The sequence below is a fragment of the Gordonia sp. UBA5067 genome, assembly GCF_002414845.1.
Taxonomy (GTDB): Bacteria; Actinomycetota; Actinomycetes; order Mycobacteriales; family Mycobacteriaceae; genus Gordonia; species Gordonia defluvii.
This window is the reverse complement of the sequence record NZ_DIAX01000045.1, coordinates 185752-209008: the sequence shown is the minus strand read 5'-3', so window position 1 is coordinate 209008 and position 23257 is coordinate 185752. Positions and strand designations below refer to the sequence as shown.

20 protein-coding genes and 1 pseudogene are annotated in these 23257 nt (G+C 65.2%); 2 read left to right on the top strand and 19 right to left on the bottom strand.

Translation table 11 applies throughout. From position 1 onward, the window contains the following. From B4M62_RS07795 to rplJ, 15 genes and pseudogenes are all read right to left on the bottom strand, one after another. Positions 1–1087: pseudogene (locus B4M62_RS07795) on the bottom strand (DNA-directed RNA polymerase subunit beta); the annotation flags it as partial. Positions 1088–1423: 336 nt separating this feature from the next. Then, positions 1424–2146 (bottom strand): hypothetical protein, encoded by a 723-nt coding sequence (locus tag B4M62_RS07790; protein WP_290706402.1) that lies wholly within the window; start codon positions 2144–2146, stop codon positions 1424–1426. A gap of 107 nt (positions 2147–2253) precedes the next feature. After that, complete coding sequence (locus B4M62_RS07785; protein WP_290706401.1) at positions 2254–3027, bottom strand: hypothetical protein; 774 nt, start codon at positions 3025–3027, stop codon at positions 2254–2256. A 93-nt stretch (positions 3028–3120) separates the two neighbouring features. Beyond that, positions 3121–4368, bottom strand: coding sequence for an MCE family protein (locus B4M62_RS07780; protein WP_290706400.1), 1248 nt, complete (start codon positions 4366–4368; stop codon positions 3121–3123). A 1-nt stretch (position 4369) separates the two neighbouring features. After that, on the bottom strand, positions 4370–5734 hold the full coding sequence (locus B4M62_RS07775) for an MlaD family protein (RefSeq protein WP_290706399.1): 1365 nt from the start codon (positions 5732–5734) through the stop codon (positions 4370–4372). Beyond that, positions 5734–7080 (bottom strand): MCE family protein, encoded by a 1347-nt coding sequence (locus B4M62_RS07770; RefSeq protein ID WP_290706398.1) that lies wholly within the window; start codon positions 7078–7080, stop codon positions 5734–5736. The genes B4M62_RS07775 and B4M62_RS07770 overlap by 1 nt, the downstream gene beginning before the upstream one ends. After that, positions 7081–8181, bottom strand: coding sequence for an MCE family protein (locus tag B4M62_RS07765; RefSeq protein ID WP_414651808.1), 1101 nt, complete (start codon positions 8179–8181; stop codon positions 7081–7083). Positions 8182–8183: 2 nt separating this feature from the next. Continuing rightward, positions 8184–9281, bottom strand: a complete 1098-nt coding sequence (locus B4M62_RS07760; protein WP_290706396.1) for an MCE family protein — start codon at positions 9279–9281, stop codon at positions 8184–8186. Further along, positions 9278–10612, bottom strand: a complete 1335-nt coding sequence (locus B4M62_RS07755; RefSeq protein ID WP_290706395.1) for an MCE family protein — start codon at positions 10610–10612, stop codon at positions 9278–9280. The genes B4M62_RS07760 and B4M62_RS07755 overlap by 4 nt, the downstream gene beginning before the upstream one ends. Before the next feature lie 4 nt (positions 10613–10616). Continuing rightward, a complete protein-coding gene (locus B4M62_RS07750; protein WP_290706394.1) occupies positions 10617–11492 on the bottom strand; it encodes an MlaE family ABC transporter permease in 876 nt (291 codons plus the stop codon). 2 nt (positions 11493–11494) lie between these two features. Beyond that, positions 11495–12301 (bottom strand): MlaE family ABC transporter permease, encoded by an 807-nt coding sequence (locus tag B4M62_RS07745; RefSeq protein ID WP_290706393.1) that lies wholly within the window; start codon positions 12299–12301, stop codon positions 11495–11497. Between the two features lie 3 nt (positions 12302–12304). Continuing rightward, on the bottom strand, positions 12305–13522 hold the full coding sequence (locus tag B4M62_RS07740) for an ABC transporter ATP-binding protein (RefSeq protein ID WP_290706392.1): 1218 nt from the start codon (positions 13520–13522) through the stop codon (positions 12305–12307). Between the two features lie 223 nt (positions 13523–13745). Further along, positions 13746–14141, bottom strand: coding sequence for a DUF6632 domain-containing protein (locus tag B4M62_RS07735; protein WP_290706390.1), 396 nt, complete (start codon positions 14139–14141; stop codon positions 13746–13748). 388 nt (positions 14142–14529) lie between these two features. After that, entirely contained in the window at positions 14530–14916 is a 387-nt protein-coding gene (gene rplL / locus B4M62_RS07730; RefSeq protein WP_290706389.1) for a 50S ribosomal protein L7/L12, read from the bottom strand. A 90-nt stretch (positions 14917–15006) separates the two neighbouring features. After that, the gene (gene rplJ, locus B4M62_RS07725) at positions 15007–15534 is read right to left on the bottom strand and encodes a 50S ribosomal protein L10 (protein WP_290706388.1); all 528 of its coding nucleotides are present in this window, start codon (positions 15532–15534) and stop codon (positions 15007–15009) included. A 291-nt stretch (positions 15535–15825) separates the two neighbouring features. Here rplJ and B4M62_RS07720 point away from each other — a divergent pair, with 291 nt between their 5' ends. Continuing rightward, entirely contained in the window at positions 15826–17052 is a 1227-nt protein-coding gene (locus B4M62_RS07720; protein WP_290706387.1) for a glycoside hydrolase family 76 protein, read from the top strand. Positions 17053–17280: 228 nt separating this feature from the next. Further along, positions 17281–19314 (top strand): CocE/NonD family hydrolase, encoded by a 2034-nt coding sequence (locus B4M62_RS07715; protein WP_290706386.1) that lies wholly within the window; start codon positions 17281–17283, stop codon positions 19312–19314. Between the two features lie 202 nt (positions 19315–19516). On the opposite strand, the gene B4M62_RS07710 is transcribed toward B4M62_RS07715, so the two are convergent. Genes B4M62_RS07710 through B4M62_RS07695 form a run of 4 tightly spaced genes read right to left on the bottom strand, consistent with a single transcriptional unit; the run spans position 19517 to position 23257 of the window. Further along, positions 19517–20356, bottom strand: coding sequence for an MlaE family ABC transporter permease (locus B4M62_RS07710; RefSeq protein WP_290706385.1), 840 nt, complete (start codon positions 20354–20356; stop codon positions 19517–19519). A 4-nt stretch (positions 20357–20360) separates the two neighbouring features. Then, on the bottom strand, positions 20361–21200 hold the full coding sequence (locus tag B4M62_RS07705; RefSeq protein WP_290706384.1) for a hypothetical protein: 840 nt from the start codon (positions 21198–21200) through the stop codon (positions 20361–20363). Positions 21201–21239: 39 nt separating this feature from the next. Beyond that, the gene (locus tag B4M62_RS07700) at positions 21240–22247 is read right to left on the bottom strand and encodes an MlaD family protein (protein ID WP_290706383.1); all 1008 of its coding nucleotides are present in this window, start codon (positions 22245–22247) and stop codon (positions 21240–21242) included. Next, positions 22244–23257, bottom strand: a complete 1014-nt coding sequence (locus B4M62_RS07695; protein WP_290706382.1) for an MlaD family protein — start codon at positions 23255–23257, stop codon at positions 22244–22246. Before B4M62_RS07695 ends, B4M62_RS07700 begins: the two co-directional genes overlap by 4 nt.

Sequence of the window (23257 nt, the reverse complement as noted above, 5' to 3'; positions counted from 1 at the left end):
GGTTGCCGAAGTGGTCGATGTCGTCGACCTCAATCGGCACCTCGAGCGCATCGGGGCCGGCCACCTTGGCCAGCGGCGTCACATGCGGATCAGCATCGTGCAGCCGGACGAGGTACTCGACGATCGCGACGATGTCCTCGGTCGTCAGCGTGGACGGACCGTTCATCGGGTTGTCGGTCAGCCCCAGCTTCTTGTTGACCTTGTAACGGCCGACACGAGCAAGGTCGTAGCGCTTCTCCTTGAAGAACAGGTTCTCCAACAGCGCCTCGGCGGATTCCTTGGTCGGCGGCTCACCCGGGCGCAGCTTGCGGTAGACCTCCAACAGCGCTTCGTCCGAGTTGGACGCGGGGTCCTTCTCCAGCGTCGACATCATGATCTCGGAGAAGCCGAAACGCTCCTTGATCTCCTCGGTGGTCAGACCGAGCGCCTTGAGTAGCACCGTGACCGGCTGGCGTCGCTTGCGGTCGATCCGCACGCCGACGGTATCGCGCTTGTCGATATCGAACTCAAGCCACGCGCCGCGGCCGGGAATCACCTTGACCGAATGCAGTGTCTTCTCGGTGGTCTTGTCGATGGCGGAGTCGTAGTAGACACCGGGACTGCGGACGAGCTGGCTCACCACCACCCGCTCGGTGCCGTTGATGACGAAGCTGCCCTTGTCGGTCATGATCGGGAAGTCGCCCATGAACACCGTCTGCGACTTGATCTCACCGGTGTTGTTGTTGATGAACTCCGCGGTGACGAACAACGGCGCCGCGTAGGTCATGTCCTTGTCCTTGCACTCCGCGATGCTCGCCTTCACGTCCTCGAAGTGCGGGTCGGAGAACGACAAGGACATGGAGCCGGAGAAGTCCTCGATCGGGGACAGCTCGCGCAGGATCGACTCCAGTCCGCCTTCCGGATTCTCCTCGCCGCGGACAAGCGCTTCGGACCGCCACTTGTCGGAGCCGACGAGCCACTGGAACGAATCCAACTGAACATCGAGTAGTCCGGGGACTTCCAGCGGCTCGGAAATTTTTGCGAACGAGGCGCGGTGCGGTGCGCCCGGGATCGAAGTGGTTGAGGTGGACTGGCGGTTGGGTGCCAAGATGCGTCCTTCCAACACGAAAGTTGACTAGCTGCTACGAGGTGGGCTTGCGCCTGTGTCGCTGGTCTGGCGACCTGACAGGGCGAAACGCTCGATAACAGCACAACGCGTGCGGAACGGGCGGATCAAATGTGGACAGGAGGCAGCCAGCGCAACGTCCAACTGTATCAGAAATCTAGCGACCTTTGTCAAGTCGCGTCGATGGTGATTCCGCGCGCGCTGGCAAAGAGTGCGCGGTCGTCGCAATTAGATTGACCGGTCGGGACGCGAACGTCAAGCATTTCGGGAAAATTCGGGTAGGAGTTCTCGCGGCGAGCCGACGCCGGCGGCACTCGGTCAGCCCCAGGCGTCGACGCGGGTAATCTTCCACTTTCCGTCTTGCCGGAGAACCTGGTACTGGATCCCGACGACGATGCTGCCGGCCGCTGTCGCGCCCTGATTCATACTGAGTACGAGGCTGCCGAGCACCTGGGCGGTGGAGCCGTCGCCGCCGCCGGTCAGCCCGCGGAGCCCGATCGCGTCGACGCGACACTCATTTGTCTGCTGCGTCTGCTGGATGACGTCGCGGTTGGTGGGCATTTGCTTCTCCCACTCGGCGCGAGCCGGGCCGACCAGGACGGCGCGCGAGGTGGCGATCCACTTGTCGATCGTCTCGCCGCGGCGCGGGCCGAGAATGGCGCACGCCGCCGTCTCGATCTGTCCGAGAACCTCCGATGTCGCGGACTGGTCGACAAAGCTCTTGTCTTCGCCGTTCCCGGCCCCCGGGTGCCACAGGCCCAACAGCCCGACCACCAGCGCGATGATGCCCGCGGCGGCGAGGAAGACCGGGCCGCGCGACGTTGCCGAGTCCGTCGCGCGGAGGCGACTCGGGGCCGATTTGGTGACGCCGGGCTTACCGCTGCCGCCCTGCTCGCCGTCACCGGCCGGGAGCGCGGTGCCCTTGCCCGCCGTTTTGGCGGTGGACTTGGTCGTCGAGGCCCGTGTCGGCGCCGTCTTGGCGATCTTGCCCGTCGGTGCCTGCGCACCCGGATCAAGGCGCTCAATAGGCGCGCGGCGCACGGCACCGGTAGGCGGCCGAGGGCTGGGCGGGCGACCGGTTCGATCCGCACCCGGGCGCGGCTGGCCCGCGACGCGGGGGCGCTTCTTCTTCGGAGGCATCTCGGACATCAGTTACCACCGGGCCGTTGCTGATTCGGATTCGGTTGTGCGCCACCCTGATTCGCCCGCTGCTGATCGGCATACGAGATCGGGTTGAAAGCGGTGATCGCATCCGCCATGTACTTGCCGTCGATTTCTCGGACTGAGATGAGAAAGCCCATCGTCTGGGGGACGTCGGGTTGTCCCGGCGCCTTCGCGACGACGTCGACGTACACGAGGGCCTTCCCCGCCTTGTCGCCGCGATTGACCTCGGTGGCCGCGCTGCGCCGAACGCGGCCCTCAAGCCGGCCAGGCGCATCCTTGCGCTCGAGCACCTCTTGGAAGCCCTTGCCCTTCAGTTCCTGAAGTGCCCGGCCGGTCAGCACAGACTCCACGTTCTGCTTGAACTTGTCCGGATTCTTCGGGTCGATGGTGGTCACGTTCATCGCGGCGGTCTCGGCGGTGGCCAGGACCGCATCGCGCACCCGGACCGTCCCGCCGTCGAGGTAGGCGCGGACACCGATGATACCGCCGACGACGCCGAGGACGAGCCCGACAACAGCGATCAGGCTCGCCACCATCCAGGTTCCACTCGGCAGAACCGACGAGCGCGTGGACCTGACCCGCGCGGGGTCACCGTCGACTGCCGTCTCGTCGGCTTCGCTGGCCACATCGTCGGCCACCTCAGCTTTCTCGTCGGCCACGTCGGACGACGACGCGGTGTCGTCGTCCCGGTGGATCGGATCGATCGCGTCGGCCGTGCCGCCGGCCGCCTTCTCGTCGGGATTCTTCTCGTCAGTCATATCCGCACCACCCTATCCGCGTCGTCGTGCCCGGGGCGAATCTCGCTACGAGGCCGACGTCGCGGTCTCGCCTGGGACACCGCCGCCACCGGGCTACTTCGTGTGTACGCCGAGGAGCCAGGCCAACTGCGACGCCAGCGGATTCAGATCGAGACGATCCGGATCCTTCTTCGGCTTGTTATCCCACGGCTGTGGGATGTTCGGGTTCGCCAGGGACGCCCGGGCTGCTCCGCGAACACCCGTCGGCGAGCCCTGCGGCACTGTACAGCGTGCATTCAGGTTCAGCGGGAAGTCGTCATAGTTGATGTCGAACGACGGATTCTTGCGCTTGATCGCGTCGATCATGACCTGTGTCGACTCGTAGCCCTGCGTGCACGCCGCCGGGTTATTCATCTCCAGTACGACACCGAAGTGAATCTGGCCGTCTCCGGGCGCCGGCGAGTGCGATCCCGCCGACAGCGCCGACAACATCGCGAAAAGTGCGTTCGAGGACCAGCCGGTCGGCGCAATCGCGGTCTTCACCACCGAACCCAGATCCTTGACGACCTTCGTGATATCCCCGCCTTGCTGCTGCAGGAGGTTCGACAGTGCCATCGCCGACGCCTGTCCGGTCGACAGGAGTCGCCGAACATCCGGGTCGGCCGAGGCCAGTGTCGCGGTGACCAGGTCCAAGTTCTTCGACCACGCGAGAATCGCATCCGACTGGTCCGCCTGCGTTGCCAGGACGCGGTTCGAGTGCTGGAGCAGCGCGATCGTGTCGCCCAGCGAGTCATACCCCGCCTTGGACAAGGTGTTCAGCGAGGTCACCAACCGGGTCAGGTTCTCCCCCTGGCCGTTGAATGCCTTGCCCAGTTCCTCGACAACCGTTCGCAGATCATCCACCGGCACCGACTCCGCGAAGTCCAACGCCGAGTTCACGACATCCTCCAACGGCGGCGGGAGGGTGACGTCCTGCGCCTTGATCAACGATCCGGACGTCATGAACGGCCCGCTGGCAGTCTTAGGACGCAGGTCGAGGTACTGCTCACCGATCGCAGAGCGCGACGCGACGACCGCGGCCGCCGACGCCGGAATCTTCGGCGCACCGCGCCGGATCTGGACGTTGGCGTTCACGCCGTCCTTGGTCAGCTGTATCGACTGAACACGGCCGACTGGTACGCCCTGGTAGGTCACCTCAGCATTGGCGAACAAGCCGCCCGATTCAGGCATTTGCACCGTGATCGGGAACTCGGAGAGGCCGACCAGGCGCGGCAGCCGCGCGTACTTGGCACCGGCGTAGAGCATCGCAACCAGACCAAGGATGGTGAAAAGGACCAGTTGGATCTTGACCATTCGCGTCATATCACCGATCTCCCAACATCGAAAGGGGGCCGTCGATCGGCGTTTGACCGGGCTTGGGCGGTGTCAACACGATGTACTGCGGGCGACGCATGCGCTGCTGCCCCGCCGAGGGATGCCGCGATGGAACGGGCGCGTAACCGCCGTATGATGGCGGCGTCCACGGGCCGATCCGCGAGTTCGGCGGCGGCGGCAGCAAACCGACCGTCGGCCAGCCCCAGCGCGGGCCGTTGCCCTTGTAATACGGGTTCGCCGCATCGACGGGGATGTTGCGCGCCTTGGGCGGCGAGTAGATCGGTTGGCCCTGGCCGACGCCGAGCGCCTCGAGTTGGTTGAGGAGCCGCAGGTCCAGCGTCATGAACAGGTTCGTTGAGTCGCCCTTTGCGGCCGGGGTCAACCAGTCCGGGAACGGAATGGTGAGCATCAGCGGGGCGGCGGTGATCACATCGGGCATCGACTTCGCCAACGCCGACAGGATCGGACGCAGCGCCTTGAGGTCGGAGATGATCGCCTCGCGAGACCTACCCAACACGTCGACTCCGACGACACCGAGCTTGTCGAGCTTGGTCAGCAGCTCGACCAGTTGCGGCCGCTGCGCCTCCAGCACCTGCACACCGGCGGGCAGCTGTTCGAGGATCTGCTCGATCTGCGAGGTCTGTGCCGCGGTCCTCGTCGACAGCCGGGCCAAACCATCGATCGCCGTCACGATGTCGTCGCGTTGCTTGTTCAGACTCGTGATCAGCTTGTCGGTCTGCCGCAGCAGACTACGCGTCTTGTTGACCGTGTAAGACTTGCCGTCGCTCCCGGTCCGAGTGACCGTCGCCGTTTCCAACGCCTTCGTCAACTCGCTGACGACCGGCTGCAACTGATTGAGACCACCGTTGTTCAGCAACATCGACATGGCACCGAGCACCTGCTCGATATCGGTTGCGGTCCGGGTGCGGGGATGGCCTTGCGAATCCAGACCGGTGATCGGGCTGGCCGGGTTCTGCGGCGCCGCCCCCTTCGCGTTCGGCGGCTCGCTCAACCCGACGAACTTCTCGCCCAGCAGGGCGGTCTGCTGCACGGCGGCATGCACCTGGTCGGTCAGCTTGACGTTGTTGCGGACGAGGATGTTGACCGTGGCCTGCCACTCGTCTGGCTCGATCGTGATCGTGGTGATCCGGCCGACGACGACTCCGTCCATCTTCACCAACGACTGCGGCACCAAGTCCAGGATGTCGTCGAACTTCACCTTGTACGCAACCGCGTTGTCGCCCACGTTCACGCCACCGGGCAACGGCACCTGCTGCAGGCCGCTGCACGCCGACACCAAACCGACGGTCGTGGCGGCAACGGCTGCGACTGTGGCGGATTTAATCAATCGCATCAGTTGCCTCCCCTCTCCGGGGCCTGGGACGGCTTCGGCGTGGACGGGCGCGGGGTCTGCGGATTCGGTGTCGTCGGCTGGGGCACCGACATCCCCGGATCGGGACGGCCCGGGCGCGTGCCGGGCACCGCGTAGCGCTGCGTCTTGTCGTTGCTCATGATGCCGAACGGCAGCACGGGCAGCATCGGGCTGGTGCCGGCCTTGATCTGCGCGGCGATGTCGGTGCAGTGGCTGATAATCGGAGCCATCTTGTGCTGCCACTCGAGGAACGGCTGGGTGCCCGGCATGATGCTGCCTGGATTGACCAGCTTGCACTGCGCCGCCAACAGGTTTTGCAGATCCTCAATCGTCAGCCGCATGGCGAGCGTGCCCGATTCGGCGTCGTAGGCGTTGATCAGGTTCGACACGGTGACCGGGAGCACGGTGAAGATCTCCTTCAGCGACTGCTGATTGGCCCGCAGGGTTGCCGTCGTCGGCTGCAGCGAACGCACCGTGTCGCCGATGATCTGCTGGTTGTTGTTCACGAACCGCGCAACGTCGCCCAGCGCGACCGAGAGAGTGGCCAATGCCTGCGCCAGCTGCTGGCGCTCACCGGACAGGAAGGTGTTGAAGGACGCCATCTGCGTGTTGAACTGCCGCACCTGCGCATCGTTCTCGTCGAGTGCCCCGACGAACGTGTTGAGCTGCTTGATCGTGTCGACGAGGTTGCCACTGGAATCGGCGAGCGTCGTCGCCGCCTTAGACATATTCTCGAACGCCGATCCGAGCTTCTCACCGTTGCCGCGCAGGTTATCGGCACCAACGCGGACGAACTCGCTGACCGCGCCTTCCTTGTCCCCGTGCTTGGCATTCACGCCGTTGGGACCCAAGGACTTGGACAAGCGCTGCAGGTTCGCGTAGAGCTCATCGATCTCCACCGGCACCATCGTCTGATCGATACCGAGCGTGATGTTCCGCGAAGCCTGCGGACCACCGGTGAAGGCCGGGGTGAGCTGGACGTATCGGTCTGCCACGACCGACGGCGCCACCTGCACCGCCCGAACGTTCGCGGGCAGCTTCAAACCGCGCTGCACGCGCATCGTGACATGCACGCGGTCACCGTCGGGCCGCACGCTCCGGACGTCGCCGACCGGCACGCCGAGCATCTTCACGTCGGTGCCCGGATAGATGCCGATCGAGCGCTTGAACGTCGCGTTGATCGTCGTCGTGCCAATGCCGGAGAATGCCCACCAGAGCACGGAGCCGGCGATCAGCGCGAGAACCGTGCCGAGCACGATCCCGACGATGTGGCGCGGGGTGAACCAGCGGCCTGGGCCGGCTGTCGTCGTCAGATCTGGGGTCGTCATCTACCCGGCCTCGGTTCCGCCGTTATTGAGCATCTTCACTTTGTTCGGTGGTCGTGTGGTGTGTGTCTGGGGCAGGGCCGGCGGCAGCAGGTTGGTGACCATCGACTCGAACCAGCGGCCATTGCCGAGCACGTTCGCGTACAGCCGGTAGAACGGGGCGAGGTTCTGGATCGACCGACCCAGGTTGTCCTTGTTCCTGGTCAGCAGTGCTGCCACTTGCTGCAGCGACTTCAGGGCCGGCCCGATCTGCGCCTCGTTGTCGGCGACGATCCCACTCAGGGCCTTGCTCAGCGTCGTCGTCGACGAGAGCAGGGCCGAGATGGACTTCTGCCGGTTGTTCAACTCGTCGAGCAACTGCCCGGCGCCGGCGATCAAGCGAGTGAATTCCTCGTTCCGATCAGCGAGGATCTTCGAGGTGGTCTTCGTCGCGGCGAGGAGCTTTTGCACCTCTTGGTCGCGCTTGGCGATCGTCTCGGACAACCGGCTCAGCCCGGTCAGCGCCGGACCGAAGTCGCCCGCGGTCCCCGAGAACGCGGTCGACATGGTCTGCAGCGATTCCGCCACCTTGTCCGTGTCAAGCTCGGACAACTGGTTGCTGGCGTCGGAGAATGCCTCGATGACGTCGTACGGAGCAATCGTGTCGGTCAGCGGTTTCGTCGGGTCCGCCGATCGCGATCCGCGCGGGGTCAGCCCGAGGAACTTCTGGCCGAGCAGCGTCTTGATCTGGATGGAGGCCTGCGTCTGATCCCCGATCCACGTGTTGGCCACGGTGAACACGACGTTCACCTTGTTCCCGTCGGCGTTGAGGCCGACGCGGTCGACCTTGCCGACCTTGATACCCGCCACGCGAACCTCATTGCCGGCGTGCAGGCCCGCCGCCTCGGAAAACTCTGCTGTGTAGCGGGGACCGGCACCGACGATAGGCAGATCGGACAGATAGAACGACGCCATCGTGGCCATCAGCAGCATCAAAATACCCAACGCCCCGACCGTGATCGGCGAGCGCCGACCGGCGAAGCGCCGCGACGGATGCAACACCTGTGGCTCGGCGTCGGGAAGGTCGTTCTCTGGCATGCCTGCTGGATCCTTATCGTCAACCATGTCTATCCCGGCCGCTTCTCGTCGCGCCAGCAGCGGGTCGCCGCGCTGGTGTAGAGGACGTGGTTGATGTCGGGCTGCGGGATCAGGGGATCACTCAGCAAGACCGACTTGCCGTTGCCCATCACCACGTCCATCCCGCACAGGTAGAACTGAAACCACGAGCCGAAGGATGCGGCGCGACCGATCTTCTCCAGCTTCGGCGGCAAGTTCGTGATGATCGCCTCGACATCCTTATCGCGCTTGTTGATCTCGTCGGACACGGCCTTCAGACCGGCGATTCCACCGGCGATCGCTGGTCGTGTCTGACCGAGGATCGAACCCATCACGCTGGTCAGGTTGGACACCGACGTAATCGCCGAGCCGACCGAGCCACGCTGCGCGGCCAGCCCCGTGACCAACTTCGACGTGTTGACCAGCAACGATTCGAATTGCGAGTCGTGGGCGTTGACGGTCTCGAGCACCTTGTTGAGGTTGGTGATCAACTCACCGATGACCTGGTCGCGATCAGCGAGCGTATTGGTCAGCTCTGCGGTCTGCGACAGCAGCGACGACATGGTCGCCCCCATGTCCTGGCCCGGGGTGTTCTGAAAGACCTGGATGATCTGGTCTGCCAGCTTGTTGACGTCCTCCGGTGACAGCTGGACGAACACAGGCTTGAAGCCGTTGAACAGCTCGGTCAGGTTGACTGCCGCGTGTGTCGTCGTGTCGTTGCGGTCGAGTCCGAAGACGTGACCCGGCGTCAGCCGCTTTCCGCTGTCGCCGGCCCCGCGGTCGAGCGCGAGATAGCGCATGCCGGTGAGGTTGCGATAGCGGATGTACACCTGGGTGCCGTCCGGTAACGAGTCCCGATCGACGGCAAAACTCACCTTCGCGCGGTTCCTCTCGAACACCTCGACATCGCTGACGGAACCGACGCGGACGCCGGCGATACGCACATCGTCGCCCTTGATGAGCATCGCCGCGTCGTCGAAGACAGCTTGAAAATCATGCTTGCCCGTCGAGCCGGCGTTCGCAATCGTCAACGCGAGCAGGGAGGTCGACACGACGGTGACCACCGCGAAGACGATCAGTTTGACCAGTGGTGGAACGATCGACTTCATTGCATATTCACCTGAGCTCCCCGCAACCTCGATGCACCGATCAGAGTCACCCAACTGGGGACCTGCTCAGGTGCGACGCCGCTGGCGCCACCGTAAATCATCTGTAGTTGGGCCCGATACACCGGATCGGCCCACGGATTGGACTTGACCTGGCCCGCCGGTAGCGCGGAGAACTGCGCCGGCGGCATCTCTGGGACGTTCCGCGGGCCCGGATTGCGCGACGGAACCTGGTACGAGCCGTCCGCGAGTCCGCCACCGGGATACTGCGGGAATGGGCGGCCGTTCTTCGCCGGCTGGTAGCAGATCGGTCCACGATCGTAGTCGAACAGTCGGGGCTCATCCTGGTTGGGCAGATAGCGCCCGCGCGGATTGACGAACTGCAGATTCACCCGCACACCCGGATTGGGGGTGCCTTCGCCGACGATCCGGCGCGACTCGGGGATCAGGCCGGCGAAGTTCTTGAACGTGCAGCCGAACACCGGTGACTGGCGCGCGAGACCCGCCAGCAGATCCTGGGAGCCGGTGAAGATGGTGATCAGGTCGGCGCGGTTGGTGCGCAGGAAGGCCGTCGTGTCGTCAGCCGCCACGCCCAGGGTCGAGATAAACGCTGCGAGGTCGCCCTCGCGCTCGACCAGCGTGTTGCCGGTGACCCGCAGGTTGTCGAGGGCGTCGATGATCGACGGGAGCGCATCGGAGTAGGTCGTCGAGAACGACGCCAGCCCCCGCAGCGTCCCCTGCAGGTCATCGGTGTGCGCGTTGACCTCGGTGAAAATGGCGTCGAGACGTTTGATCGTCTCACCGAGCTCTTGTCCCCGTCCGGTCAGCGCCTGACTGAGGGCGGTCAGCGTCACATTCAGATCCTGCGGCGGCACAGCCTTGAGGAGCGGCAGCAGGCGATCGAAGAGGTCTTGAACCTCTCGCGCGTTACCCGCCGTGTCGGTGCTGATCTGGTCTCCGGCCACCAGCGTTGCCGCCGTCGTCGGCTCCCGTGGAACCTCCAACGCCACGTAGCGCTCACCGAACAGCGTCTTCGGCAGGATTCGCGCGGTCGTGTCGCGCGGCAACAGGTGCAGCTTGTCGGGTTGTAGCGCCAACACGATGTCAACCTTGCCATCACCGGACGGCACAATGGCGGACACCGTGCCCACCACCATGCCGCGCGCCTTGACATCGGCCCGCTCGGTCAGCGAGTTGCCGGCCGAGTCGGTACGCAGGGTCACGTCCTTGGTCTCGGTGAAGCGGCCCTGGTACTTCAGGATCGAGCCACCGATAAACGCGATAATGACGAGGAAGAATGCCAGCCCGTAGAGCCGGCGTCGAAGAGTTGCCATCGTGTCAGCCCGCCACTCGCACCGTTGTCGAAGTACCCCAGATCATCAGGCTCAAGAAGAAGTCCAACAACGCGATCAGCACCAGCGCGGCACGCACCGCGTGCCCCACCGCCACGCCGACTCCCGCCGGCCCGCCGCTGGCATAGTAGCCGTAGTAGCAGTGCACCAGAATGATCACGAAAGCGAAGATGAGCACCTTGCCGAAGGACCACAAGACGTCTTCGGGGGGAAGGAACAAGTTGAAGTAGTGGTCGTATGAGCCGCTGGACTGCCCGTTAAAGGTCGTGTTGATCGTCCTCGACGCCATGTAGGCGGCGAGCAATCCAAGCACGTAGAGCGGGATGACCGCCACGAAGCCGGCAATCACCCGTGTGCTGACCAGGAACGGGATCGATGGGACGGCCATCGTCTCGAGCGCGTCGATCTCCTCGGAGATCCGCATGGCGCCCAATTGTGCGGTGAACCCGCAGCCCACCGTCGCCGAAAGCGCGAGACCGGCGATCAACGGGGCAACCTCACGGGTGTTGACGTAGGCGGAGAGGAAGCCGGTCAACGCCTGGGCGCCGATGTTCTCCAGCGCAGCGTAACCCTGCAGGCCGACGACGACGCCGGTGAAGCCCGACATCAGGACCATCACGCCGACAGTGCCGCCGATGACCGCGAGGCCGCCGGAGCCGAAGGCCACCTCCGCAAGGATCCGCAGCACCTCACGGTAGTAGCGGACGATCGTCCGAGGGATCCAGGCGACAGCCCGCCCGTAGAAGGACATCTGTTCGCCGGCGGCATCGAGTACTCGCAGCGGCTTCTGCACCTGCTTGCGCATCTCATACCCGAGGTACTCGCCCCGGCTCTTGGCAATGGTCACGCCACCGTCGGCCATAATCAGGCCCCCTTCGCCGGAACGATCTGCAGGTAGACCGCCGTGATGATCAGATTGGCAAAGAACAGCAGCAGGAACGAGATGACGACGGACTGGTTGACCGCCTCACCGACGCCCTTCGGTCCGCCCTTCGGGTTCAGCCCCTTGTAGGCGGCGATCACGCCGGCGATCAGACCGAAGATCGCGGCCTTAACGGTCGACACATACAGGTCGGGCAGTTGGGCGAGGGTTCCGAAGGAAGCCAGGTAGGCACCCGGCGTACCGCCCTCCACGATGACGTTGAAGAAGTAGCCACCCGCGATTCCAACGACCGCGACAAGACCGTTGAGCAGTACGGCGACGAGCACCATCGCCAGCACACGCGGAACCACCAACCGATGGACCGGGTTGATACCCAGCACCTCCATCGCGTCGATCTCCTCGCGAATCGTGCGCGCGCCGAGATCGGCGGCGACCGCCGCACCGGCCGCGCCGGAGACCAACAGCACCGTGATGATCGGCGACGCCTGTTGCAGGACAACCAGAACGCTGGCGGCACCGGTGAACGACTCCGCGCCGATCTGCTTGATCAGCGAGGCCGTCTGCAGCGAGACAATCGCACCGAACGGGATCGCGATCAACGCCGACGGCAGGATGGTGACGCTGGCGATGAACCAGGCCTGCTGGATGAACTCCCGCCACTGAAACGGGCGCACAACGGATTGACGTGCAACGTCGATGAATAGCTGGACGATCCTGCCGGTTTGTTGAAGCGCACCCGCGCCGGCGTTCGCAATTCGATCCACGCCACGCTGGGTGGCAGTCGTCATCGGCTAAGCGCTCCCACTGTCGTCGGTCCGCACCGGTGCGGTATCGGCATCGGACGGCGTGACCCAATTGCCCTCATCGGCTGCCTCCCCCACGGTGTTGAACACATCGGTGGCGTCGTCGGCCGCCCGGTTGGCCGTCACACCGGCCGCCGCGGAGCCCGCTGCGACCGCGGCTGCCGCCGATTGCGCGAGGTTGGCCTGCACCGCCGCCTGGGCACGGTTCTCGGCGAGGATCTTGTCCTCTTCCTCCATGCTGCGGCGGACGGCTTCCTGGGCGTTCGCGGGGAGCGTGTGGATGATCTCCTCGACGTTGCGGCGGTGGCGGGTGGCCGCCTTGCGCTCGGGCATCCCGGGGTTCGGCTGAACTTGCGCGATGATCTCGCTGAAGTCGTCCTTGGTGCCACCGCCGGAGATGCCCGCTGCCTGCATCGCGGCCTCGGCCGCGGCCACGGCCTCGTCCTTCTCCTCGGACATGCCGATCGGGCCGAAGCGGTCACCGGAGAGGAACTGCTTGACGACTGGCTGCTCGCTGGTCAGCAGCACCTCGCGCGGACCGAACATGACGAGTTCCTTGCGGAACAGCATGCCGATGTTGTCGGGGATCGTTCTCGCGATGTTGATGTTGTGCGTGACGATGAGAATCGTCGCGTCGATCTGCGCGTTGATGTCGATCAGCAACTGGCTGATGTATGCGGTACGGACCGGGTCCAGACCAGAGTCCGGCTCGTCGCAGAGGATGATCTGCGGGTCCAGCACGAGCGCGCGGGCCAGGCCGGCGCGCTTGCGCATACCGCCGGAGATCTCGCCGGGCAGCTTGTCCTCGGCGCCGGCCAGACCGACCAGGTCGATCTTCTCCATGACGATGGAGCGGACCTCGGTCTCCGACTTCTTGGTGTGCTCGCGCAGCGGGAAGGCGATGTTGTCGAACAGGCTCATCGAGCCGAATAGGGCGCCGTCCTGGAACAGGACGCCGAACAGCTTGCGAATCTCATAGAGTTCGCGAGCCGAGCACTTCGTGATGTCGGTGCCGTCGATGATGACTGAGCCCTGCTCGGGGTGGAGCAAACCGATCAGCGTCTTGAGGAAGACCGACTTACCGGTACCCGACGGGCCTAGCAGCGCACTGACCTCGCCCTCGGGCAAGGTCAACGTGACGTCGCGCCAAATGTTCTGTGAGCCGAAGGACTTACTCAGTCCCTCCACGCTAACTTCTACACCCACTGCGGATCCCTCCAGTCGTTCGTCCGCGAACGGCAGCCCGTATGACTCCCGCATCCCCTATGGACAGATGTGGTCGCAGTCACTCTATCCCACAAATCAGTCGGCGTCGACCACCGCTCCCCACATCTGTGGATAAGCAACACCTGGCCTACTAGTCAGTAGGATCTTAGCGAAGATTCAGGATGACCGACAATCCTGCCGCCTCCTCGCCTGCCGGGCGTGACTATCGGGCTGGTTGTCGTCCGATGCCCGACCCTCGCACAAGAACCGACAGGACGATCGCCACCAGCAGCAACGCCGGCACGTCACCCCACAGATGGCCGACGTGCGGCCCGGCCGACTCCCCGGCCATGATCACGGCGTGTACAAGGCTTGAGGCCACCGTGAACCAGATCAGGCTGAGATGGGCTTCCGGGCGGCGTGCTGCGTTCCAGAGAAAGACGCCCAGCGTGGCGTAGACACCGACGATCATCATGAAGTAGTCGGACTCGTGCGGGGCGCCCTGATGCCAGGCCCAACCCGACGGCCACACCACCGCCAGCGGATAGAGCAGAACCATTACGGTGCCGAATGCTGCCAGCGCAATTTGCAGAAGCCGATAGCTGGTTGACGGTGCCATGGCGCGCTCCAATGGTCGGAAGTCAAGGATCGCGCCACAGATCGACGGAATCAAGCCTCGCTGTCAGCACCCGGGCCAGGGCTGTCGATGCGCCGGCCCGCCACCGCCGCGGTCTAGCGTGCCCCGCGGGTGAGCGCCCGAATGGTCGAGGAGTCCTTCGCCGCCATGGATGCGCCGACGGTGACGGTTCCCGGCATCGGCGTCCGGCCTACCGCACGCATCCTCGCAGGCTGCTATGGCACTCGTTTCGCCAGGTGGACCAGGGAATAGCCAGCCGCAGTCGCTGTCGCTCGCCCGGCCACCGGCGGCAACGCAAACGCCCCGCGGAACAGGTCCACGGGGCGTTCGGCAGTGCACTGCGCCGGACGAATACGGCCGGCTCAGCAGGTCACTTGAGGGAGATCTTGGCGCCAGCCTCTTCCAGCTTGGCCTTGGCAGCCTCGGCGTCGTCCTTGGACACCTTCTCCAGGAGCGCCTTGGGGGCACTCTCGACGAGGTCCTTGGCCTCCTTCAGGCCCAGGCCGGCGACAACCTCGCGCACAACCTTGATGACCTGAATCTTCTTGTCGCCGGCCGAGTCCAGAACGACGTCGAACTCGTCCTGCTCGGCAGCAGCGTCGCCACCGGCAGCCGGCGCACCGGCAGCGGCCACGGCGACCGGGGCGGCCGCGGTGACCTCGAAGACCTCTTCGAACTTCTTCACGAAATCGCTGAGCTCCAGCAGAGTCAGTTCCTTGAACTGATCGATGAGCTCGTCAGCGCTGAGCTTCGCCATGATGGCGTCCTTCCTTTAGGTGGCCGGCAGCTGCGATACGCAGTGCCGACCGGGGTTGTGCGGTTGACCGGATGGTCGGTGGGGCGGGATTTACTCCGCGCCGGCAGTTTCCTGCTTCTGCTGCAGGGCGGCGGCAAGACGCGCCACCTGCGATGCCGGCTGGTTGAACAGACCGGCGGCCTTAGCCAAGTTGCCCTTCATGGCACCGGCGAGCTTGGCCAGGAGAACCTCACGGGTCTCCAGGTCGGCAATGGCCTCAACTTCGGCGATGGACAGCGCGCGGCCGTCCATGTAACCGCCCTTGATGACCAACGCCTTGTTGTCCTTGGCGAACGTCTTGATCGCCTTGGCCGCGACCACCAGCTCGCCTTCAACGAAGGCGATGGCGGTCGGACCGGACAACAGCTCGTCGAGCCCTTCCATGCCCGCTTCTTTCGCGGCGAGCTTGGTCAGGGTGTTCTTGGCGACGGAGTAGGTTGCGCCCTCACCGAGGGAACGACGCAGCTCGGAGATCTGCGGCACGGACAGGCCACGGTATTCCGTGACGACCGCTGCCGAAGACCCCTTGAACTGCTCTGCGATCTCCGCGACTGCGGCGACCTTGTCGGACTTGGCCATACTTCGCCTCCTCTCATTTCACGTGGATGCTCTCCAGAACGCCGGCGGACCGAAATCAACGCAACGACGCTTTCGAAAGAAAACGAAACGCCCCGGCGCAGGAAGCACACGGGGCGTACACCGCGACGATCATCGTCGTCGCACGGTATTCCTCGGGTCATCCTGCGTGGGCCGTCGACGTGCGTGACGCCGAGCCTTCAACGAGTCGTCGTGCGACTTCCCGTAACCAACGGTCTCTGGCTGAACCTTGTTGCGGACGCTTGTCCACAACAACCGCCTAGGCTACCGGGTATGGTGCAGCGATCCAAATCCGGTAGAACTCGTCAGAGCTGGTCGTCGTCACGCGCGTCGCAGACCGAGGCCGCGGCGCGCGCGGCCGATGCCGCCGATGCCGTCATCACCCGCCACCTGCACCGCCTCGCGTGGATCCCCGGCACGCTCATCGCCGATGTCGCCTGGCCCAGGTCCGCCACCACCAGTTGGCACTACTGGTGGCACGCGCACCTGGTCGATCTACTCGTCGACGCCGAAACCGCCCGCCCCGGCAGCGTCGGCCCCACCACGCTCGCGCGACTCTTCCGCGGCATCCGGGTGCGCAACCTGGGCCGGTGGACCAACGACTACTACGACGACATGGCCTGGCTGGGGCTCGCGATCGAACGCGCCCGGCGCCACCTCGGCGTCGGCAGCGCCCGCGGCGAACGCGTACTGGCCGGGCGGATCTTCGACTCCTGGGCGCCGCCGAAAGGCGGCGGAATCCCGTGGCGGACCATGGATTACTTCTTCAACACCCCCGCCAATGGACCCGGGGCCATCCTGATGGCGCGCACCGGGCAAACCGAACGGGCCGTGGCGATGTGCGACTGGATGCACGAGAAGCTCCTCGACCCCGTCAGCGGACTGGTCTACGACGGCATCAAACAAGCGACCGGCGGCCCCGGCGGGGCGGACTGGGACATCGTGACGGCGATCTACACCTACTGTCAGGGCGTGGTGCTCGGCGCCGAGTTGGAGACTTTGCGCGCGACCGGCGGTGTGCGCCACCGCGACCGCATCGGGCAGGTCCTCGAAGCAATCGAGAAGCACCTGCTGGTCCGCACCGACCTCAGCGACGCGCGCGGTGGGCCGGCACGGATCGTGCCCGGCGCCGGCGGTGGTGACGGCGGCCTGTTCGCCGGGATACTGGTGCGGTACCTGGCGCTGATCGCCACCGATCTACCCGACGGCCCCGGCGCCGAGGCAGTGCGGACCAGGGCCGGCCGGATCGTCGTCGACACCGCCGAAGCCGTCTGGCAGACCCGGGCGATCGTCAACGACGCGCCGCTGTTCAGCGCCGACTGGCGGCAGCAGGCGGTGATCCCGGCCGATTCGGGATCGAATGCGCAATTCATCGCCGGGGCGGTGCACTCGTCGGAGACGCCCGAGCGCGACTTGTCGGTGCAACTTTCGGGCTGGATGGCACTCGAGGCCGCCGCTCGTCTTGCCGACGACGTGTCCGAGCACCCCCGGGTGCCCTGAAGTGGGTCAATCGACCCGTCGCGCAAGGCGTTTCAGGTCACCAAAACGGCACCCCCCGGTTAACGTTTCGTGACCTGTATCGGTTATATTCGGCAACAGCGTTCCGGTGGTACAGATCACAGTCGGCGTACCAGATTGTGCACCTGTACAGGCTGCGGAAATGCGTAGACAGGTCAACCCAGCGCCGGGCACCGTGCCCGGCGACTGCGTCGACGGGCAGGTGATGTGATGGCTTACCGGCTGGACCCGACAGGCAAGAAATCGGCGCACGCCGCCCCCGTGGTACGCGTCGACGATGCGCCGCACTCACTCCCGCTCGGCGATCCCACCGGCGGCGCCAATGCCCGTGCGTGGCGCGCCCTCGTCGACGGCAAGCAGCCCTTCCCGCGTGTGCACATCGACCGCGGCGTCACCATCACGATGAGCGACGGCGTGCGCCTGCGGGCCACCGTCGTTCGTCCGGCCACCCGACTGGGCACCCCGGTCGACTCCCCCTACCCGGCCATCCTGTCGATCAACCCGTACAACCGGGCACTCCTCGAAGTACTCGATGAAGCACTGAACATGCCGGTCGTCGGCAAGGCGGTGCGCTCGGCATCGGGTTCGGTCGACGCGTCGGGCACCACCCTTGAAGGCATCACGCGACTGACCGGTGTCATCGCCGGCGGCGCTCTCGACATCTTCGGCATCAACCGCAACCTCGTGCGCAGCGGCTACACCCAGGTTCTTGTCGACGTGCGCGGCACCGGTGTCTCCCAGGGCAAGTGGCAGATCCTGGGCATACGCGAGCAGAAGGATTCGCTCGAACTCATCGACTGGGTCACCACCCAGCCGTGGTGCAACGGTCGCGTCGGCATGGCGGGCTGGTCGTACTCAGCGATCAACTCGCTGCAAGCCGCCGACAAGCGGCCCCGCGCACTGGAGGCCGTGTTCGCCATTGAGGGCTGCTCGGACATCGTGCGCGACATCTACATCACCGGCGGGATGCATTCAGCCTTCATCCCCATCTGGTTGAGTATGGTCAACATCCTCAAGTGGGCGCCCAACCCCCGCACCCTCCTGGCCGACCTCGGCCGCGGCGAGACCGCCCGCTGGCTGCGCGACCGCATCAAGTCCCCCGCCACCGAGATCCCGTCGCTGCTGTGGGGCTTCCTCACCACCCGGGACGAGCGGATCTTCGACGACCCGTATTTCGATGAGCGCGACCCCAAGGTCGCAAACATCGCGTGCCCCACCTTCACCGTCGGCGGCTGGCACGACTTGTTCGGTCACAGCGGTACCGAGGTCTACCGCAACTTGAACCTGAAGCCCGGGGAGAAGCAGATGCTCGTCGGCAACGGCTATCACGTCGATGTCGGCACGGGCCTCGGTGGGCGTTTCACCCCCCCGCGACTCGATGTTCTCGAGCGCGCATGGTTCGACCACTGGCTCAAAGACATCGACAACGGGATCGACGGCTACGGTCCGGTGGTGCTGGAGCAGCAGGGCGGCGGCTGGACCTCGGGTCCGGACTTCCCCCGGCCCGGCGTCACGACCGAGCGCCTGTACTTGACCGATGCTGCGTCGGGAACGGCGCCGCGGAGCCGCCACGACGGCAGCCTGACGTCGAGTGGCCCCGTGATCGACGTGACTCAACCGGTGTCGCTGCCCATCCAGGCCGACATCCGCGGTTTCATGTCCCGGGATATGGCTCAGGTGACTGCGGGCGCGGCGATCGCCCTGGGTCCGAAGTTCTTCGCCGATTCGTCCTTCCAGGAGCGCGGCGGACTGAGCTTCACCACTGCGGCCGCTACTGAACCGGTACAGATCAGTGGGGCGGCGAACCTGCGGCTCTACGTGGCGAGCACCGGGCAGGAGGGCACGTGGACGGTAACGGTCAACGATGTTGCACCCGACGGCACGTCGACGGTTCTGACGAACGGCGGCCTAACCGTTGCCAATCGCGCCCTCGACCGCGCCCAGTCCGAATGGGATGCCGACGGCAACCTGCTACACGCGCACCACTACCTCACCCGCGTCCGCAAGCTCCCCGTCCCGGTGGACGTGCCGGTCGCGATCGACATCGATCTCGTGCCGACTGATGCCGTCATCGACGCGGGCCATCGCCTGCGCGTCGACGTCTACGCGGCGAGCTTCCCCCGATTCCTCACGCTGGTGCCCGACCTGATCAAAGCGCGGAGCCGGAAGCAGCGGTTGGTCCTCGATCCCGCGCACCCGAGCTACCTGACGGTGCAGGCGATCGGAGCCTTCCCCACCGCCTAGCTGTGCTTCCGCGGCACTTGGGGATCAGCTGGCGGAGCGGTGAAGGCCGCCGGGCCGGATGTGGGCTACCACAATCCAGTCCAGTCCAGCGAATCCATACCACGGGAATCCTTCGTGGTCCGTGTCGGCGTGGTCCGTGTCAGCGTGGTCCGTGCCGAAAAGTCCAACTGGCGAAAGGCCAATTGGCGTGCGCTGTTCCGGCTCAGCCGAGCTGCATGGGGAAGAAGACCGTGTAGACCAGGGTGATCACCATGTTCACCACGATGATGGCGACCGTCGAGACGACAACGGTCGCGTTCACACCGTCGGCAACACCCTTGGGCCCGCCCCGCGCCTCTAGACCGCGCTGACAACCGATCACGGCAATCATGAAGCCGAAGACGACTGCCTTCACCATCGCCAGGACGACGTCGCGCACCGACGCAAACGCACCGAACGACTGCCAGTAGCTACCCGCTCCGACGTCTTGTCCGAGCACCGCGACGTAGTACGCCGCAACCACCCCCACGAGAATGATGAACAGGGCCAGCAACGGGGCGACCAGGACCGAGGCGATGATCCGCGGGACCACCAAGCGCTGGATGGGGTCCACTCCCATCGTGCGCATTGCGTCGATTTCTTCGCGCACGTTGCGCGCGCCCAAATCGGCGGCGATCGCCGAAGCCCCCGCGCCACCGAGCAACATGCCCGAGGCCAGCGGCGCCGCCTGCTGGATCACGGCGAAACCCGAACCCGCACCCAGGAGCGATTGCGCCCCAAGCTGATTGATGACGTTGCCGATCTGAATGGTCACGATGACACCGAATGGGATGGCCATCAGAAATGCCGGCAGCGCGGTGACGCTCACGAGATACCACGCCTGAATCAAGGTCTCTTTGACCTTCAGCTGCCAGCGCCCGATATCCAGGAGCATCTGCGCAACACCGTGCACCGCAAGCTGGAAGGTGCGGCCCAGCGTGCGCAACGGACCGACGGCGTTGTCGCGGATGTTGTCCGAGAGGATCGACGCGACCGGGGTGGGAGCGGCTGATGAGGCGGTCACGCGATCACCCACCGGGCGCCGGGTTGGGCGCAGTGGGCTGGGCCGGTTGCGTCGGCTGATCGCCCGACTGGCCCTGCTGCGGCATGCCCGGCAGCTTCGGCGAACCGGGCGACGCCTGATCGCCCACGGCGGTGATCAGCCAATTGTCGGCCTTGTTCAGCGTCAGCACATACGCGGCAAGCGACGATGCCCCATCGGGAGTCTGCAGGCTCTTGGTGGTGACCTCGACGACGGCGGTCACCCGGTAGATATCGCCGGCCACATCGGTCGTCTTCGCCGATACCAACGTCGCGGTGGTACTCATGCGGACGGGGGTAAGAATCTGCTGCATCGCCGGCACCGCCACGTCGAATTGCTTGGACAGCTGCGGCGACACCCCCTTTTTCAGGTTCGCCGCCCACGGCGTCAGGTCCTTGTAGTCGAGGGTGGCGGCCCGGACCGCGTACTCCCCCGCGACCTGCTCGGCCTTCGCATTGTTGCTCTGCTGGCTGCGAATATCGTTCAGCTGACCGCGCACCCGAAAGTTGTCGACGACCCCGAAGATCAGCCCGCTGGCGACGAGCAGTCCGACTAGACCGATCAGGAGGGTGCGCACCGACAGGGTGATCTGTCTGGGTGCGGCCTTCCCTGCCGACGCCGAACCAGAGGCACTTGGGGCGTCCGACCGACCATCGACCGAGGACGCCGCTGGACGTTTGCGTGCCTTGACGACGACCTCGCCATCATCAGCGCGGTCGGCGGCACCGTCGTCGGCCACATCGCCGGCCGCGATCGAATCCGGCTCAGTCACCGGCGACTCGTCGTCGCCGGCCGGTTCGCGATCACTGGTGGAGTTGGTGGACACAGAGATCCTTTCTATGCATCGGGATGGGCGGGGCGGACATTACTTCACCGGGGTCACCACCACGCGCATGCCGTTGCCCGAACCGAACAGTTGCAGCGCATCGGACAAGAATTCGCTGAGGTTGATCTGCGGGATCGTCTGGTTGAGCGCCGAGACGATCGGCATGATCGGCCCCAGCGCATCCATCGTCGGCGGCAAGATCTTGACCAGATAGTCCGTCGCCTTCTCCAGGTTCGGACCGATGGTCCCACTCAGGTTCTCGTACATGCCGCCCTTGTTCACCAAGACGCCGACGGCATTGAGCGTTCCGGCATACTCGGACAAGACCACGGCCAACGAGTCGACGAGCTTCGGCACCGCACCAACGGTCCAGAGCAGGTTCTCGTTGTAGCGCTGCGTGGCCGCAAACATGGCGCGGATCTTCGGAACTCGCGACGCAAAGATCCCGGCGAGCAGCCGGGAACCATCGCTGATCCGCCCCGTCGCCTCATCGGTGTCGTTCAGTGCCTGCCACGACTCCCGCAGCACCGCGGCCAGTGGATCGACGGCCACCACCGACATCATGGTCTGCATCTGTTCGAACGTGGCGGGGATCGACTCCGGCTCGCCGACGTTGCGGGCGGCCACGACGTCACCGTCGCGCAGATAGGGCCCGCCCGTCGCGCCCGCCGGCATGAAGTTGATGTAGGGCTCACCGAGGGCCGACTGCATGCCGATCTCCAACGGCGTGTTCACCGGGATCTTCATAGTCGTCGGGTAGGTCAGCTTGACCGACGCACCCTCGGGCGTCAGGTCCACCGCCGACACCGCACCGATCCGCACGCCGCTCACAAACACACCGGTCTTGTCGAGAATCAGGTTGGTGTCGCGCACATTCATGGTGACGGTCGAGGTCTTCTCGAACGGGTTCCACCGGTAGACGAACACCGCGAGGTACGCACCACACAGGGCGACGACAGTCACAAAGGTGATGATGTTGAAGATGAGCTCACGGGTGACCGGGCTCACCGTCCAGCGCGGGCCGTGCGCGCGTACCGAACCGGTCATCGGGCCAACCCCATCATCCGCATCTGCCGCAGCATGGTGTCGGCAAGCTGTGCGTTGGGCACGTCGTTCTCAATTGCGACTCGGTTCACATTAACGGCGGGACCTGCCTTGAGGAAGGGAATGAGACGGTCGGTGAGGATGTTGAGGAGTGCCTGCGGATTCGACGCCTGACCGAAGTAGTCCGGCCAGCCCGGGATGAGCAACGGCTTGACGACCCGTTCAATGACCTGACTGAGCGCGTTGATGACGGGCACGGCGGGCAGCATCGGGATCAGCGCGGCCTGGAGGCGGCCCATCAAGTCGATGATCTGGACGGGCACGGTCACCGCGTCGATGAACTGGACGCCCTGGGGGCTGAGGACGAACTTCAGTTGGTCCTCCATCTCGGCGAGCTGGCGGGCGATCTCCCCCGAGGAGAAGAGCATCGTCTTGAGGTTGTCGCCCTGGGACGCGAGCGCGTGCAGGGTTCCGATGAGAACCTTGCTCGCCCGGCGGGTTTCCGCCGGGTCTTTCGGGAACTGGCGCACCAGCCGGTCGAACGTGTTGCCCATTTGTGGCAGGCTGCCGCCGCCGACGAAGTTCGCCAGACTGTTCAGCAACTGCTCCACCTGGACCGCAGGTTTCACCTGGTCCTTGCCGATCGTCCCACCGCGGGCAAGCGGGGTGGAGTAGGCGTCGGCCGGGTTTGTGATCGCGACGTAGGTGTCCCCGAGAAGCGTGTCCTGCCGCAATTCGACCGTCGCGTGCTTGCCGACAACGGTCGACGGGTCCAGCCGGACCGTGACTTTCGCCGTGTCCGGTGCCGCGGCGATGTCGGTGACGATCCCCGACCGCAACCCGTTGACCGTCACTTTCGCCTCGGTCGGGAGGTTCATCACCGTATCGAAGTCGATGTGCAATGGCCAACTGTCACGCCCAGCGCCCGGCGCGGGCAAGGATTCAACGGAGAACTGCGCACACCCGGTGGACACCGCGGCGACGACGCTCACCGCCACGACGGTGCGGCTCAA

Coding starts and splice junctions, on each gene's coding strand:
- B4M62_RS07720 (WP_290706387.1), top strand. CDS start 15,826: ATGGTGCAGCGATCCAAATCCGGTAGAACTCGTCAGAGCTGGTCGTCG.
- B4M62_RS07735 (WP_290706390.1), bottom strand. CDS start 14,141: ATGGCACCGTCAACCAGCTATCGGCTTCTGCAAATTGCGCTGGCAGCA.
- B4M62_RS07765 (WP_414651808.1), bottom strand. CDS start 8,181: ATGGTTGACGATAAGGATCCAGCAGGCATGCCAGAGAACGACCTTCCC.
- B4M62_RS07775 (WP_290706399.1), bottom strand. CDS start 5,734: ATGCGATTGATTAAATCCGCCACAGTCGCAGCCGTTGCCGCCACGACC.
- B4M62_RS07780 (WP_290706400.1), bottom strand. CDS start 4,368: ATGACGCGAATGGTCAAGATCCAACTGGTCCTTTTCACCATCCTTGGT.
- B4M62_RS07770 (WP_290706398.1), bottom strand. CDS start 7,080: ATGACGACCCCAGATCTGACGACGACAGCCGGCCCAGGCCGCTGGTTC.
- rplL (WP_290706389.1), bottom strand. CDS start 14,916: ATGGCGAAGCTCAGCGCTGACGAGCTCATCGATCAGTTCAAGGAACTG.
- B4M62_RS07755 (WP_290706395.1), bottom strand. CDS start 10,612: ATGGCAACTCTTCGACGCCGGCTCTACGGGCTGGCATTCTTCCTCGTC.
- B4M62_RS07750 (WP_290706394.1), bottom strand. CDS start 11,492: ATGGCCGACGGTGGCGTGACCATTGCCAAGAGCCGGGGCGAGTACCTC.
- rplJ (WP_290706388.1), bottom strand. CDS start 15,534: ATGGCCAAGTCCGACAAGGTCGCCGCAGTCGCGGAGATCGCAGAGCAG.
- B4M62_RS07785 (WP_290706401.1), bottom strand. CDS start 3,027: ATGACTGACGAGAAGAATCCCGACGAGAAGGCGGCCGGCGGCACGGCC.
- B4M62_RS07745 (WP_290706393.1), bottom strand. CDS start 12,301: ATGACGACTGCCACCCAGCGTGGCGTGGATCGAATTGCGAACGCCGGC.
- B4M62_RS07760 (WP_290706396.1), bottom strand. CDS start 9,281: ATGAAGTCGATCGTTCCACCACTGGTCAAACTGATCGTCTTCGCGGTG.
- B4M62_RS07715 (WP_290706386.1), top strand. CDS start 17,281: ATGGCTTACCGGCTGGACCCGACAGGCAAGAAATCGGCGCACGCCGCC.
- B4M62_RS07700 (WP_290706383.1), bottom strand. CDS start 22,247: ATGACCGGTTCGGTACGCGCGCACGGCCCGCGCTGGACGGTGAGCCCG.